Below are 14502 nucleotides of genomic sequence, written 5' to 3'. Positions count from 1 at the left end.
ACATCACAGAGTCCGTCGAGCTTGAGGTCAGACCGGCCCCGAACCACGACAACCATTCTTCAATGTCGAGCCTGTCAAGACGTCCCGGTGGCCGAGACCCGCGACGATGGGGGAGGTTTCCACACGGTCGCTCGTTCCTCGCGGCCTGCTCACCCACCGTCGATCGAGCCCCTAGACCCGCTGCGCGCACACAACTTCGGAGATTTTTCGTTTCTGGGCTCTGGTGCCGGTGGGGTGACCCGGTGTGGCGGAGCTTCACAGCCCGATCTCCGAAGTTGTGCACAGGATACGAAGACCGACCCCTCGGTAGTCGAGCCTGTCGAGACCTCCCGCCGGTCGAGAAAACCCACACGAAGGGTTCCGACACGGGCGTCGCTTCGCCCCGCCAGGCCTGCTCAACCACCGGTGGTGAAGCCCGCTGCTCAACGGAGGAATGCCCGAGCTGCATCCGTCGTTGCATCAATCAATGCATTTGCATGAACACGTGGCGGTGTTGAGAAGCGCACTGCTGTAAACATCAGTGAGAGGATCCCATGTCCACCCATCTCGAGCTCGGTCTCGACACCTTCGGCGACCTGACCGTCGACACCGCCGGCACACGGCAGACCGCCGCCCGGGTCATCCGCAATGTCGTCGAGCAGGCCGTCCTGGCCGACAGCGTCGGTGTCGACTTCATCGGCCTCGGTGAGCACCACCGCGATGACTTCGCGATCTCGGCGCCCGATGTTGTGCTGGCCGCCATCGCCGGCCGCACCGAACGCATCCGTCTCGGCAGCGCCGTCACGGTGCTCTCGAGCGACGACCCGATCAGGGTGTTCGAGCGGTTCTCGACCCTCGACGCGGTGAGCGAGGGGCGTGCTGAGGTGATCCTCGGGCGCGGCTCGTTCACGGAATCGTTCCCCCTCTTCGGTTTCGACCTCGCCGACTACGAGACGCTCTTCAACGAGAAGCTCGACCTGTTCACGAAGCTGCGCACCGAGCAGCCCGTGACCTGGACGGGAAGCCACAGGGCCGCGCTCACCGAACAGCAGGTGTATCCGAAGACCGAGTCCGGCAGGCTCACGGCCTGGATCGGTGTGGGCGGCAGTCCTGAATCGGTCATCCGGTCGGTGCGCACCGGCATTCCGATGATGCTCGCGATCATCGGCGGCGACCCCGCCCGGTTTCTGCCCTACGTCGACCTGTACCACCGGGCGTCAGACGAGCTCGGCGTGCCGCGGATGCCGTTGGGCGCGCACTCGCCCGGCCACGTCGCGCAGACGGACGAACAGGCACGCGATGAGCTGTGGCCGCACTTTCAGGCCAACCGCAACCGCATCGGGGCCGAGCGCGGGTGGCCGCCGACCACCAAAGAGGACTACCTCAACGAGATCGAGAACGGGTCGCTCTATGCGGGCTCGCCTGAGACAGTTGCTCGCCGAATCGCTGCGACAGCGCGCACGCTCGGACTCGACCGCTTCGACCTGAAGTACGCGAACGGGCCGATGCCGCACGAGCGGCTTATGTCGAGCATCGAGCTCTACGGAACGCGTGTGATCCCGATGGTGCGGGAGTTGCTCGCCGACGGTTGAGGCTCTCGGTTGCCGGCACGCATACATCGCATCGATCGCGGGATCCTTCGCCTGCGACGACAGTGGGTCGCCCCCGCCGATCAGCCGCCGGCGACCAGCGCCGCGAGGAATCCTCCGATGAAGCTGTCGCCGAGCCCGATCGTCGTCGGGCTCGGCGTGTCGAGCACAAGAGCGGGGAGGCACACGGCCAGACCGCCGAAATGCGCCTCGAGCTCGGCGGCGAAGCTCACGGATGCCGTTTGCGGAGGGAGCGTCGCCGTGCGGCGGTAGTCCTCGCTGGTGTGCCCGTCACCCACGAGGTACCGGGTGCTGGCCATGAGGATGCCGCCGCGCAGCGCTGCTGCGTACCGCCACGCCTCCGTCCCGATCGCGACCGACCAACGTTTGCTGTGCACAACGAGGCAGGGAACGTCGACCTCGGCGGCGAACACCTCGAGCGCCTCGGCCATCGCGCTCGCGTCGAGCAGCTCGAGCGGGTGTCCGCGATAGGCGGCGAGCTCATCCTCATTGAGGCTGTACACATCCACGTGCGGGGCGAGGCGGTCGCGCACTCGACGACCGAAGGCCTCGTTGTGATAGCCCGCGTCTTCGAAGACGACGACCGAGCCGTCTGGCATCGCCGCCAGGTGGTCGATGACCTGCCCGACCCGCTCGTCGAGCTCACCGGCGTCCTGCATCGTGTTGAAGCCCGACACGAGGAACACCTGCGCCGAGCCGAGGGCCTCGCGCAGCTCGCGCGCCAGCAGCAGGTGCCGGTTCGGTGGATCGTTCGTGTAGATGATCCGGTTCGGATGCGGCGCCGCAAGATCGATGTCGCGCTGACGCACGCGTGCGCCCGCCGGAAACTGCACGATGAGGTGCGGGTCTGTTGTGTCTCGCTGCCCACTGCAGATCGAGGCGATGCCGTCTGGCAGCAGCCGCCGCACGTTGTCGTCGATGCTCACCAGATGCACGAGGCTTGTGACCCCCATCGAGCGCATCGCGATCGCGGCGCGCACACACGTGCCGCCGAGCGTGACTCGGGTGGGGAAGCGGGCCGCGAACGCGGCGACGATGTCGCTCGATGCGACGAAGCGCTCACCGCCGACGCCGTCGCGAACGAACGCGAGCAGCGTCAGCAGCAGGCTGCGCTCGTCGACGACGGGGATGCGAGTGTCGAGCTCCGCCGCATCGATCCGGTGCTCGTCGATCAGCTTCTCGAGCACCGCCGGCGCCCAGGCGATCTCATAGTCCACCGTGCCGCCGAGTCCGAGCACCAACCGTTCGCTCATGCGTCTCCCTCCACGTCGCCCTGCGGGGGCCGGGTGACCATCAGGCTCTCGTCTCCACGCGGCTCAGTACAGGCTTGCGCGGCCGGCGGCGTCGAACAGGTCGATCTTCTGTGCGGCCACGGCCTTCATGGCCGCGATCGGCTCGGGCTGGATGGCGTTCGGCTCGCGAAGTCTCTCGTCTGTGCCGAGCACCTCGCGCATCCGCTTGTGGTACGCCACCTTGATATCGCTCGAGATGTTGATCTTGTTGACGCCGAGCTTCACCGAACGGCCGATCTCGTCGTCGGGGTTGGACGATCCGCCGTGCAGCACAAGCGGGATGCCGAGTACCGCCTTGAGTTCTGTGAGCAGGTCGAGCCTGAGCTCCGGGCTCTTCTCGGGGGGATAGAGGCCATGCGAGGTGCCGATCGCGACCGCGAGGCTGTCGACACCGGTCTCTTTCACAAAGCGGACGGCGTCGGCCGGGTCGGTGTAGATGATCTCTGCGGCGCCGGCCTCGCCATAGCTGTCGTTGGCGCCGATGGTGCCGAGCTCACCTTCCACCGAGATCCCCACCGCGTGCGCCGCCTCGGCGACGCGGCGGGTGATCGCGACGTTCTCGTCGAACGGCAGCATCGACGCGTCGATCATGACCGAGGTGAACCCGGCCTGTATGGCCGTGAGCATCTGCTCGTAGGTGCCCCCGTGGTCCCAGTGGATGACGACAGGAACTCTCGAGCGGTGCGCACGCGCACGGATCGCAGCGATCAGATCGGTGGTGATGTGGCTGACCTCGTCCGGATGGATCGCGATGATCACGGGGGCGCCCTTCTCTTCGCTGATGTCCATGATCCCGGTGAACATCGCCCAGTCGCTGATGTTGAACGCCGGAACGGCGAAGTCATGATCGTTCGCGACGGCGAGCAGGTCCTTGCCATTGATAAGCACGTGTGGTTCTCCTTGTTTCTCTTGGTGGCTGTAGACCGGTCGTTCGCCTGGGCTCAGGACCGGAGACGGTCAGCTCTTCACGGATCCAGAGGTGAGTCCGCCGATGAAGTAGCGCTGGAAGATGAGGAAGAGGATGAGCACGGGAATCGAGCCGAGGATGCTCATCGCCATGATTTCGTTCCACTCGTAGGAGTGCTGGCCCATAAGAAGCTGGATCCCGATCGGCACCGTGCGCATATCGTTCGTGCGTGTGAGCGTCAGAGCGAAGAGGTACTCGTTCCACGCGATCATAAACGTGTAGACGCCGACCGAGACGATGCCGGGGGTCGCGATCGGAACGAGGATGCGCCATAGCGCGGTCATCGAACCCGCGCCGTCGACGCGCACCGCCTCATCGAGCTCACGCGGCAGCGTGTTGAAGTATCCGGTCATCATGATGATGGCGTACGGCAGCGTGAACACCATGTAGGTGAGGATGAGGCCTGGATAGGTGTTGTACAGCCCGAGTGACACGACCACGCCGAAGTACGGGATCAGGAGCGTTATCGGCGGCACCGCCTGCACACTCACGATCACGACGTTGAGCGGCCGTTTGAATCGAAAGTCGAAGCGGCTGAACGCGTATGCGGCGAGGATCGCCACGACGAGGGTGAGCGCGGTGACCGACAGCGCGACGATGTAGCTGTTGATGAAGAAGCGCACCTTCTCGGGATCCGTGAGGATGCTGATGTACGAGTCGAGCGAGAAGCCTTCGGTGACGAGCCGGGGCGGGTATTCGAAGATCTCGCGGTTCGTCTTGAACGAACTCGAGAGCATCCACAGCACGGGGAGCCCGGCGAAGAGGGCACCGGCGACGAGGCCTGCCCAGACCCCGATCCGGAGGCCTCGGCGCCGCTTGCCAGAGATGGTCGCGCTCATGGATCAGTCCCTCGCTCGCTGATGGCGGACGTAGAAGAAGGCCAGCACCATCGACATAACGAGGATGAGCACGGCGCTCGTGGATGCCAGGGCGAACTCGTACTCGCTGAAGGCGAGTTTGTAGGTGTAGGTGCTGAGCATCTCGGTGACGTTGATCGGCCCACCGCCCGTGGTCATCCAGATGAGGGCGAACTGCTGGCTCGTCCAGATCAGGTCGAGCAACGACATGCTCACGATGATCGGCCTGAGCTGCGGAATGGTGACGTTGACGAATCGCTGCCAGCCGTTCGCACCGTCGACCGTCGCCGCCTCGTAGAGGTCGCCCGGAATGCCCTGCAGGCCGGCCAGCAGGCTGATCATAAAAAAGGGGTAACCCGCCCAGATGTTGATGAAGGTGACGGCGGCGAGCGCGAGCGACGGGTTCGAGAGCCACTCGACGTCGCTCGACAGCAAGAAGTTGACGACGCCGTTCGGGGCGAGCAGCATACGCCAGAGGACGGCGATGACCGCGACCGTGAAGAGCCACGGCAGAATGTGGATCACACGGAAGACGGCGCGGCTGGCGCGGCTGATGAGTGTGCTGTTCAGCAGCATCGCGAAGCCGAGGCCGAGCAGCAGGTGGGCGACGACACTCGTGATCGTGAAGACGAGGGTGTTGCCCACTGCCGTGGAGAAGACCCGGTCGGTGAGGATTCCGACGAAGTTCTCGATGCCGACGAACTCCGGGTCTTTGTTCAGGATCACGTTGTCGAGGAACGAATACCCGACGACGAGCACGATCGGGATGACCATCAGCACGAGCAGCAAGAGCGCCGTCGGTGCGATGAAACCGTACGGTTCGAAGGATGTGCGGGCTCGGCGGCCCTGTGCGGAGCGGTGGGATCCGCGCGGCGCCTTCTTCGGCGCGAGCGGTTCGGTCAGTGCGGGAATCACGGTTCGTCTCCTCCGTTGCGGGGTGCCGCGCCGCCGCTGATCGCGCGGCACGGCACTCCTCGTCGAAACGTGCCTAGAACTCGTCCATCCAGGCGTCTTGCACGTTCTGCAACATGTCGTCCACCGACTGGTCGCCCTGCAGCATCATCTGCAGTTGCTCGTCGAAGTCACGCATAAGCTGCTCTGCAACGGGGAGCCCGGTGAACTCGTTGGCGGGATACCCTGCCTGATAGATCTCGAAGGCCTTCGCGAAGAGCTCGTCGTCGGCGACGAAGTCCGGCACCGACGACGTGTTGCCCGGGAACGCGTTGGCGATCGACGACAGCTTCGAGTTGGTCTCTTCGCTCATAAGGAACTCGATGAGCTTCCAGGCCTCAGCCTTGTGCTCGGTGCTCTCGGCGATGCCGATGCCCCACGACGCGTATGGGATGCCCCGTTCGCCGTCGTAACCGTCGTCGGCCGGGATGGCCGAGATGTCGAACTGCAGATCCGGGTTGTTCTCGCGGATGAGATTGATGTGCGCGAGCGACGAGATCATCATGCCGGCGCGGCCATTGGTGAACTCTTCCACCTTGTCCTGCTCCTTCATGGTGAACGCACCCGGGGCGACAGCCCCTGCATCCCACAGGTCCTTGATGTACTCGACGGCGCTCGTGACGTCATCGTTGGTGACGTCGGGCTGACCGTCGTTCAACATCGTCCCGCCAGACGCCCATACCCACGACATCACGTCGTTCTGGATGCCGTTCGGCGTCTCGAGCGAGAGCGGCAGGGCCCAGCCGCTGACGTTGTCGCCGAGTGCGGACACAGCCTCGGCCGCTGCCTGGAACTCGCTGCGGTCGGTGGGCGGGGCGCTGACGCCTGCCTGCGCGAGGATCTCGGTGTTCGTGAACATCGGGTAGACGAAGTTGACCACGGGAATCATGTAGGTGCTGCCGTCGACCTGGATCTGCGCGGCGAGCTCGCTGTCGTCGTAGTCGTTCTCCGTTATGATCGCGCTGAGGTCGGCGATGGCGCCCTGGTCGGCGAAGTCGCTGACCCAAGCCCCGTCGAGCCCGACGACATCGGGCATTGTGCCAGACGCGGCGCCGGCGAAGAGCTGTTCCTTGGTCGAGGCGTACGGGCCGCTGAGCAGTTCGACAGTGATGTTCGGATTCTCTGCCTCGAACTCGTCGATGAGCGCGCGGAACTCTCCCTCTGGGAGCTCTGGCTCCCACCACTGGGCGAACTCGAGGGTCACCTCTCCGCTGGAATCGCCTCCGCCGCCCGCGCTGCATCCCGCGGTTGCCAGCAGACCGGACACTGCGGCCGCTGCACCGAGGATCCGGAGTGCCCGGCGGCGACCGTGAGCTTCGTTGCTCATGATTCTCCATTCTGAGATTTGCTGTATTACGCTGTTATGTGCGCTCCAATGCGCTTTTGTGATCGTAACCGAGAAGCGAAGGTGCGTCAATGCGCATCTGGTGACAAAGGGCGCCCCTATCCGGTGAATCCTCCCTGAAGATCACGCGCCGTTATGTGCGCGCATCTGCGACAAACAGCCCCCGAAACATGCAAACAGTCCGGCGATGTGCTAGAAAGTGCCATATGGCCGCGCCTCCACCTGCAGACCGCCGACACCTGCCGGCCGGCCGGCGCGCTGATCTGGCGGAGTACGTCTCGTCGAGCGGACAGGTCACCGTGGCCAAACTCGCCGAGCGATACGGTGTGTCGATCGACACGATCCGGCGCGATCTCGACCAGCTCGACGCAGAGGGCGTGCTCGTGCGCACACACGGCGGAGCGGTCAGCAGCGTCGCCTCCCCTCGCAACGATCGTGGCCTCGACGTGCGGCTGCGTATGCAGACGGAGGAGAAGGAGCGGATCGCCGAGCTGGCTGCCGGCCTGGTCTCAGACGGCCAGGTGATCATGCTGAACGCGGGCACAACGACACTCGCCGTGGCGCGCGCACTGCGCAACCATCGTGAGCTGACGATCGCGACGAACAACCTGCGGATCCCGGCTGAGATCTCGCCGAAGGCCTTTCGTGACCTCTATGTCTTCGGCGGCTCAGCGCGTTCGGTCACACAGGCGACGACGGGCCCCGTCACCCTGCAGGTGAACGCCGGCAACGAGATCGATCTGCAGTGCGACATCGCGTTCATCGCGGTCGGTGCGGTATCGGCCGAGAGCGGCTATTCCACGAGCAACCTCGGCGACGCGGCCATGATGTCCGAGATGATGACGAAGGCCACACGCGTCGCTGTGCTCGCCGATTCCTCGAAGTTCAATCGACGGCTTTTCGCGCTGGTGAGCGAACTCGATCGGGCCGACTATTTCATCACGGATCGTATGCCGCCCGACGAGATCACCGATGCGCTGCGCGTGGCGGGTGTCGAGATCGTCGTCCCCTCGAGACCGTGACGAGAACGCGCACGTGCGTTCTCACCACCTGCGCTACAGAATCTGCCTCGCGTTGGTGCGCGCCAGGTCGATCAGCTCATCGCCGCGCCCCGACATCACGGTGCGGATGGCATAGAGCGCGAACCCCTTCACCTGCTGCGAGGTGATCGAGGGGGGCATCGACAGCTCCTGCCGTTCGGTCATCACCTCGATGAGCGCCGGTCCGTTGTGCGCAAACGCTTCGGCGAGCGCCCCCTTGAGGTCACCCGACTTCTCGACGCGCACACCGTGGATGCCGAGTGCTTCGGCGACGGCTGCGAAGTTCGGGTTCTCGAGGTCGGTGGCATAGGTCACGAAACCTGCGGCCTTCATCTCGAGCTCAACGAAGTTCAGCGACGAGTTGTTGAATACAACGATCTTCACCGGCAGCTTGTTCTGCGTGAGGGTGATGAGTTCACCCATCAACATCGCCAGGCCTCCGTCGCCGGACATCGCGATGACCTGCCGGCCGGGAAAAGCGGACTGCGCGCCGATGGCGTGTGTGAGCGCGTTCGCCATCGACCCGTGTGTGAACGACCCGATCATACGCCGCCTGCCGTTCATCGTCAGGTAGCGGGCGGCCCACACGACAGGCGAGCCGACATCCGGGATCATGACCGCGTCATCGCTCGCGACCTCGTCGATCAGGCGGGCGAGGTACTGCGGGTGGATCGCCGCCTTTCCGCGGCTCGGCGTCGCCAGCCCGTCGAGCTGCCTGCGTGTCTTGGCATAGTGCTCGACCATGTCGTCGAGGTGCCCACGCTTCTTCTTGACGGTGAGGTTCGGCAGCAGCGCCTTGATCGTCTCTGCGACCCCGCCGACGAGCCCGAGATCGAGAGGTGTCCTTCGTCCCAGGTTCTCTCCGCGAACGTCGACCTGGATCCGCTTCGCCTTCGGTGGATAGAACTGCTGGTACGGAAAATCGGTGCCGAGCATCAGCAGCGTGTCACACGCCTCCATCGCCCGATAGCCGGATGCGAACCCGAGCAGCCCGGTCATCCCCACGTCATAGGGGTTGTCGTACTCGACGTGCTCCTTGCTGCGCAGCGTGTGCACGATCGGCGCCTTGAGCACCTCGGCGAGCGCAACCAGCTCGTCGTGCGCGCCCTCCGCGCCCGCTCCGGCGAGGATCGTCACCTTCGACGCCTTGTTCAGCAGGGCGGATGCCTCGGCCAATTCGGCCTCGCCTGGCACCACGCTCGAGACGGTCGGTCTGATGTTCTCGACCCGGTTGTCGGGAATGTCGCTGAGAGCGACGTCGCCGGGCAGCACGATCACCGCGACACCGCGCTTCTCGATGGCGGTGCGCATGGCGATGCGCAGGATCCGCGGCATCTGCTCAGGCGTCGACACGTGCTCGACATAGACGCTGCACTCGCGGAACAGGTCTTGCGGGTGCGTCTCTTGAAAGTAGCCGCTGCCGATCTCGTCACTGGGGATGTGGGCAGCGATCGCCAGCACGGGCACCCGGGAGCGCTGCGCGTCGCACAACCCGTTGATGAGGTGCAGGTTGCCAGGCCCGCAGCTGCCGGCACAGACCGCGAGCTCACCGGTGAGGCCCGCCTCGGCCGCCGCCGCGAAGGCTGCGGCTTCTTCGTGCCGCACGTGGACCCAGTCGATCGCCTTGGTGGTGCGCAATGCATCCGTGAAGCCGTTGAGCGAATCCCCCGGGATCCCGTACACCCGCCTCACGCCACTGGCCTCGAGGGTGGAAACGATGTTCTCGGCAACTGTTGTCATGTCGTCCTCTCCGCACCCGGCGTCCGTCCGCAGACATCACTGCCGAGTGTATGCCGGGGCGGCGGCGCCGTCGAGAGGGTGCCGGGCGAAGCACCGGTCTGGCGAAGCGCAGCGAGGAGCTGATATGTTGACGGCGTTTACACCGTTCGACCAGCGTCGCCGTGAGCCCCCGGACAACGAGTATGGGTGCACAACTTCGGAGATCTGACCCGGAACGAGGCCATTACGCGCGGGCTTGGCGTTCTGAACGATGAACTCCGTCGTTGTGTACAGCCGGCGCAATCCGCTCATAGAACGCGGGCGAGCGATTCGAGCGCAGTCGTGGCATCCGGCCCCGCGGGAATCAGCACAACCGAGTCGGCCCCGGCCTCGTGCAGGGTGCGGATGCTGCGGCGCGCGTCGTCCGCGGAGCCCACCACCGCGAGGCGGTCGACCCATTCACCCGGCAGACGACGGGCGAACTCCTCACGCGTCGCACACTCGGCCCGCAGCTCGGCGAGCTCGCCCGCGAACGGCAACGGGCTGATGTGCGCAGAGTTCTCGGGCTCGCCGATCCACTCGAGTGCCGGACGAACTGTATCGCGCACCTCGGCCGGGTCGTCATTCACGGCGGCGACGTTGTAGGCGACGACCCGGTGCGGCCCGACGGCAGCGATGCTGCGGATGGCCGCTCGCAGGTACTCGGGGGTGACAGGCTCGGCGAGGATCGTGCCGTCTGCCGAGCGCCCGGCGACGGCGAGTGACTTGGGACCACGCACACCCGCCAGCACCGGGGGAACCTGCGCGGGAGGCGACTCGAGCTGCACGTTGCTCAGGTGCACATAGCGCCCGTCGGCATCCGTCACCTCACCGGCCAGAATGCGGCGCACGGCGCTGAGCGTCTCATCGAGCACGGTGAGGGGGCTCGAGGGCCATGCCCCGACCTGCTGCATCCACGACGTCACGCCGTGCCCGATGCCGAAGTCGATGCGCCCGGGGTGCAGCTCGGCGAGCGTCGCGGCCTCGAGGGCTGTGAAGGCGGGATTCCGGACTGCGGCCGGGACGATGCCGACCCCCACACGGATGCGCTTGGTCACCGCAAGCACCGTCGCGGCCTGGGCGATGCCCCCGCGGAAGAAACAGTCCTCGACGACCCAGATCTCGTCGAACCCGAGCTCTTCACTGCGCATCGCGAACTCGATGAACCTGGTGATCGGAAGGTCGCGCGGGAGCATAACGCCGATGCTGGCGCCCGCGCTCGCGCGCTCGTTTCTGCGCTCGGTCGCGCCCGGTGACGTGTGCTCGCTCATGGGGATACCGTACAGCGGGCGGCGGTGCGTCAGCGGTGCGGCAGCGCCCGGGCGCTCAGCGAGCCCGGGTCAGTTTCGTCGATACCGCAGCCGAGCAGAACCGGCCATCGCGAAGCCCGAGAGCACCACCACTGCGATCAGCAGGGCGATGAGGCTGGCGATCCAGCCGCCGGTCGCGTCGTGAAGCAGCCCGATCGCCGTTGGCCCCGTCGCCGCGACCGCGTATCCGGTGCCTTGCACGATCGCCGAGAAACGACCGACCTCTTCGTCACTGCGACCGACCTGCACGAGCACGATCAGCACCAGGGTGAACACACCGCCCTGCCCCAGACCACCGAAGCTGATCCACACGGGCCACAGGTCCGGTGCGAGCAGAAGACCGAGCGGAACCATAAGCCAGCACAGGGCCAACCCGCCGACGATCGACACGTATCGCAGGCGCTGCGACAACGGGCCCACCGTCAGCGCACTCACCACGGCGAAGACTTGAAACGGCGCAGACCCGGCCGCCGCGGTCGTCGAATCGGCGCCGGTGAGCGCTCCGAGGATCTGGGGAAGCCAGGCGGTGAGGCCGTAGTACGAGAAGGACTGCGCAGCGAAGGCGATGGAGAGCATCACGATCCGCCGACGCGTCTGCGCCGGGACCGACCCGAGCGGAACCCTCAGGGACCCTGTCGCCGTGATGATGGCATCCGAGATGGGTCTGGGCCGCAGAGCACGGCGCCACCCGACCGCCACCACCCAGACGATGGCGGCGAGCAGGGCGAACCCGATCCACACGTTCAGCGATGCGCCCCAGCCGAGCGCGTCGGCGACGGGCACCGTCGCGACGAGCGAGAGCACACTGCCCAGGTTGAGTGCTGCCGTGTAGAGACCGGTCAGGCCCGCTCGTCGCTGCACGGGAAAATTGCGGCGGATGAGCACCGGCACAAGAATGTTGCCCAGCGCTATCGACACCCCGATGACGATGGTGCCGGCGAGCAGTGAGAACGCGCCTCCGCTCGAACGCAGCACTGTTCCCGCTGTGATTCCGATGAGCGTGACGAGCACGGCGGCGTCCGGTCCGACGCGGCGCAAGCCCATGGCGAGGAACGGTGTCGCGACCGAGAACGCGAGCACGGGGATCGCCGTGAGCAGCCCGGCGGTCGCGGCACTCAGCGAGAGATCGGCGACCACACGATCCAGCACTGCCGACACGGCGACGATCGGCGTACGCATGTTCAGGGCGAGCAGCACGATGCCGCCGAGAACGAGTGCACGCCGCCACAGTGGCTCTCCCGGTGTCGTCATCTCTCTCGATCCTACCCGCGAGCACGGCGACGCCGCCGCCACGAGCGCATGACCCCTCAACGGAGCTTTCGCGCGGTTTCGGAGCACAGCGACGACCTGCGTCGCCCTGCCGAGCCGATGAGGGTGTGCCCGTGAGCGAGCGTGCTATATAGTTGGGGTACTGATTATATGGACGACCGGAAGGTCGCACCGATGAGAGGACCTGCAGTGCAGCAGATGGACGGATCGGCAGACACCCCCGAGCTCGAACAGCTCTACCGCGACTTCGCCGCGAACGACATGGCGCCCCTCTGGACCCAGCGCGACGACCTCATGCCCATGACCCCTGCCCCGCGGGCGGTGCCGCACGTGTGGCGGTGGAAGACCCTCTTCGACATCGCCCAGCGCTCCGGTGAGCTCGTGCCCGTCGGGCGCGGGGGCGAGCGCCGCGCCGTTGGCCTCACCAATCCCGGCCTTCCCGGCACCGGGTACGCCACCCCCACGTTGTGGTGCGCCATCCAGTATCTCGGCGGGCACGAGACCGCCCCAGAGCACCGCCACTCGCAGAACGCCTTCCGCTTTGTGGTCGAGGGCGAGGGCGTCTGGACGGTGGTGAACGGCGATCCCGTGGCGATGCGCCGGGGTGACCTGCTGCTCACCCCCGGCTGGAACTTTCACGGCCACCACAACGACACCGAGAATCCGATGGCCTGGATCGACGGCCTCGACATCCCCTTCTCGAGCCAGATGGACGTGGGCTTCTTCGAGTTCGGATCCGAGAGGGTGACCGACGAGGCCTCACCGGCGGTGTCGCGGTCGGAGCGCCTCTGGGCGCATCCCGGGCTCCGCCCGATGTCGGTGCTCGAGAACAAGACCTCCTCCCCGCTCAGCGCCTATCGCTGGGAGCACACCGACGCCGCGCTCACCGAGCAGCTGAAGCTCGAGGACGAGGGTTTCCCAGCGACGCTCTCCCAGGGCCACGCGGCGATCCGCTACACCAATCCCACGACCGGTGGTGACGTGATGTCCACCATCCGGTGTGAATTCCACCGGCTGCGTGCGGGCGCGTCGACCCCGGCGACACACGAGGTCGGATCGGCAGTCTGGCAGGTGTTCGAGGGCAGCGGAACGGTTGTGCTCGGCGGTGTCGAGACGAAGCTCGAGACCGGCGACCTTTTTGTGGTGCCGAGCTGGGTGCCCTGGGAGCTGCACGCCGACACACAGTTCGACCTGTTCCGCTTCACCGACGGGCCCATCATGGACCGCCTCGACTTCGCCCGCACCTTCGTGCCCTCCGCCCCATAGAAAGCCAGAGAACACCGCCATGAGACTCGCCACCCTTCGCACCCCCGAATCCACCGTCGCCGTGCGCGTCGACGAGACCACCGCGACCTCGATCGAGGGCTTCTCCGACGTCGGAGCACTCCTCGCCGATCCCCGTTGGCGCGACCTGGCTGCCGCTGCCGCCGGTCGCGAGCATCCGCTCGAGGGGATCGCAGACGAGCAGTGGGCTCCCGTCGTGCCCGCGCCCTCCAAGATCGTGTGCGTCGGCCTGAACTACCGCAACCACATCCTCGAGATGGGCCGCGAGCTGCCGGAGTTCCCGACCCTGTTCGCCAAGTACCCCGAGGCGCTGATCGGCCCGTACGACCCGATCGTGCTGCCCGCGTACGCCTCGCAGGCGGTCGACTGGGAGGCCGAGCTCGCCGTTGTGATCGGACGCAGGGCCCGCCGCCTCACCCCAGAGCAGGCCGCAGAGGCGATCGCCGGCTATTCGGTGCTGAACGACGTCACCATGCGCGACTATCAGTACCGCACTCCCGAGTGGTTCCAGGGCAAGACCTTCGAGGCCACGACCCCCTTCGGGCCGGTGCTCGTGACTCCCGATGAGTACGGCGTCGACACCGACATCCGCACCGAGGTCGACGACGAGGTCATGCAGCACTCGAACACCGACGACCTGGTGTTCGATCCGGCAGCACTGGTGTCGTACATCTCGCAGATCGTCACCCTCAACCCGGGCGACGTGATCGCGAGCGGCACCCCGGGCGGCGTCGGGCACGCCCGCAAACCCCCGCGCTACCTCGGCGACGGAGCCACCCTCACAACGGTGATCGAGGGCATCGGAACCCTGCGCAACCCGGTGCGCCTGGAAGGCTGACG

12 protein-coding genes are annotated in these 14502 nt (G+C 66.1%); 4 read left to right on the top strand and 8 right to left on the bottom strand.

The genetic code is table 11. From position 1 onward, the window contains the following. The first annotated feature begins 533 nt into the window (after positions 1-533). On the top strand, positions 534-1571 hold the full coding sequence (locus ACYVF5_RS14080; RefSeq protein WP_460947489.1) for an LLM class flavin-dependent oxidoreductase: 1038 nt from the start codon (positions 534-536) through the stop codon (positions 1569-1571). 80 nt (positions 1572-1651) lie between these two features. Here the strand turns inward: ACYVF5_RS14080 and ACYVF5_RS14075 are convergent, their stop codons facing one another. The 5 genes from ACYVF5_RS14075 to ACYVF5_RS14055 form a co-directional block, all read right to left on the bottom strand. Further along, positions 1652-2842, bottom strand: a complete 1191-nt coding sequence (locus ACYVF5_RS14075; protein ID WP_460947486.1) for an ADP-dependent glucokinase/phosphofructokinase — start codon at positions 2840-2842, stop codon at positions 1652-1654. Positions 2843-2905: 63 nt separating this feature from the next. Beyond that, positions 2906-3769 carry a ketose-bisphosphate aldolase gene (locus ACYVF5_RS14070; protein ID WP_460947484.1) on the bottom strand — a complete coding sequence of 288 codons (864 nt, stop codon included), beginning with the start codon at positions 3767-3769 and terminating at the stop codon, positions 2906-2908. Between the two features lie 69 nt (positions 3770-3838). Beyond that, on the bottom strand, positions 3839-4687 hold the full coding sequence (locus ACYVF5_RS14065; RefSeq protein WP_460947482.1) for a carbohydrate ABC transporter permease: 849 nt from the start codon (positions 4685-4687) through the stop codon (positions 3839-3841). Between the two features lie 3 nt (positions 4688-4690). After that, the gene (locus ACYVF5_RS14060; RefSeq protein WP_460947480.1) at positions 4691-5620 is read right to left on the bottom strand and encodes a carbohydrate ABC transporter permease; all 930 of its coding nucleotides are present in this window, start codon (positions 5618-5620) and stop codon (positions 4691-4693) included. A gap of 73 nt (positions 5621-5693) precedes the next feature. Further along, positions 5694-6983, bottom strand: coding sequence for an ABC transporter substrate-binding protein (locus ACYVF5_RS14055; RefSeq protein WP_460947478.1), 1290 nt, complete (start codon positions 6981-6983; stop codon positions 5694-5696). Positions 6984-7207: 224 nt separating this feature from the next. Between ACYVF5_RS14055 and ACYVF5_RS14050 the strand changes: the two genes are divergently transcribed. Continuing rightward, on the top strand, positions 7208-8023 hold the full coding sequence (locus ACYVF5_RS14050) for a DeoR/GlpR family DNA-binding transcription regulator (protein ID WP_460947476.1): 816 nt from the start codon (positions 7208-7210) through the stop codon (positions 8021-8023). 33 nt (positions 8024-8056) lie between these two features. Here the strand turns inward: ACYVF5_RS14050 and poxB are convergent, their stop codons facing one another. The 3 genes from poxB to ACYVF5_RS14035 form a co-directional block, all read right to left on the bottom strand. Beyond that, the gene (gene poxB, locus ACYVF5_RS14045) at positions 8057-9781 is read right to left on the bottom strand and encodes a ubiquinone-dependent pyruvate dehydrogenase (protein WP_460947474.1); all 1725 of its coding nucleotides are present in this window, start codon (positions 9779-9781) and stop codon (positions 8057-8059) included. 287 nt (positions 9782-10068) lie between these two features. Then, positions 10069-11070, bottom strand: coding sequence for an LLM class flavin-dependent oxidoreductase (locus tag ACYVF5_RS14040; protein ID WP_460947472.1), 1002 nt, complete (start codon positions 11068-11070; stop codon positions 10069-10071). 69 nt (positions 11071-11139) lie between these two features. Next, positions 11140-12360, bottom strand: a complete 1221-nt coding sequence (locus ACYVF5_RS14035) for an MFS transporter (protein ID WP_460947470.1) — start codon at positions 12358-12360, stop codon at positions 11140-11142. A gap of 192 nt (positions 12361-12552) precedes the next feature. Here ACYVF5_RS14035 and ACYVF5_RS14030 point away from each other — a divergent pair, with 192 nt between their 5' ends. Beyond that, on the top strand, positions 12553-13644 hold the full coding sequence (locus tag ACYVF5_RS14030) for a cupin domain-containing protein (RefSeq protein ID WP_460947468.1): 1092 nt from the start codon (positions 12553-12555) through the stop codon (positions 13642-13644). Between the two features lie 19 nt (positions 13645-13663). After that, positions 13664-14500, top strand: coding sequence for a fumarylacetoacetate hydrolase family protein (locus ACYVF5_RS14025; protein WP_460947466.1), 837 nt, complete (start codon positions 13664-13666; stop codon positions 14498-14500). Positions 14501-14502 lie beyond the last annotated feature (2 nt).

The sequence above is a fragment of the Okibacterium endophyticum genome (genome assembly GCF_054780075.1).
This window is presented reverse-complemented; position numbering and strand designations above follow the sequence as displayed.

Coding starts and splice junctions, on each gene's coding strand:
- ACYVF5_RS14080 (WP_460947489.1), top strand. CDS start 534: ATGTCCACCCATCTCGAGCTCGGTCTCGACACCTTCGGCGACCTGACC.
- ACYVF5_RS14075 (WP_460947486.1), bottom strand. CDS start 2,842: ATGAGCGAACGGTTGGTGCTCGGACTCGGCGGCACGGTGGACTATGAG.
- ACYVF5_RS14065 (WP_460947482.1), bottom strand. CDS start 4,687: ATGAGCGCGACCATCTCTGGCAAGCGGCGCCGAGGCCTCCGGATCGGG.
- ACYVF5_RS14055 (WP_460947478.1), bottom strand. CDS start 6,983: ATGAGCAACGAAGCTCACGGTCGCCGCCGGGCACTCCGGATCCTCGGT.
- ACYVF5_RS14050 (WP_460947476.1), top strand. CDS start 7,208: ATGGCCGCGCCTCCACCTGCAGACCGCCGACACCTGCCGGCCGGCCGG.
- poxB (WP_460947474.1), bottom strand. CDS start 9,781: ATGACAACAGTTGCCGAGAACATCGTTTCCACCCTCGAGGCCAGTGGC.
- ACYVF5_RS14040 (WP_460947472.1), bottom strand. CDS start 11,070: ATGAGCGAGCACACGTCACCGGGCGCGACCGAGCGCAGAAACGAGCGC.
- ACYVF5_RS14035 (WP_460947470.1), bottom strand. CDS start 12,360: ATGACGACACCGGGAGAGCCACTGTGGCGGCGTGCACTCGTTCTCGGC.
- ACYVF5_RS14030 (WP_460947468.1), top strand. CDS start 12,553: ATGAGAGGACCTGCAGTGCAGCAGATGGACGGATCGGCAGACACCCCC.
- ACYVF5_RS14025 (WP_460947466.1), top strand. CDS start 13,664: ATGAGACTCGCCACCCTTCGCACCCCCGAATCCACCGTCGCCGTGCGC.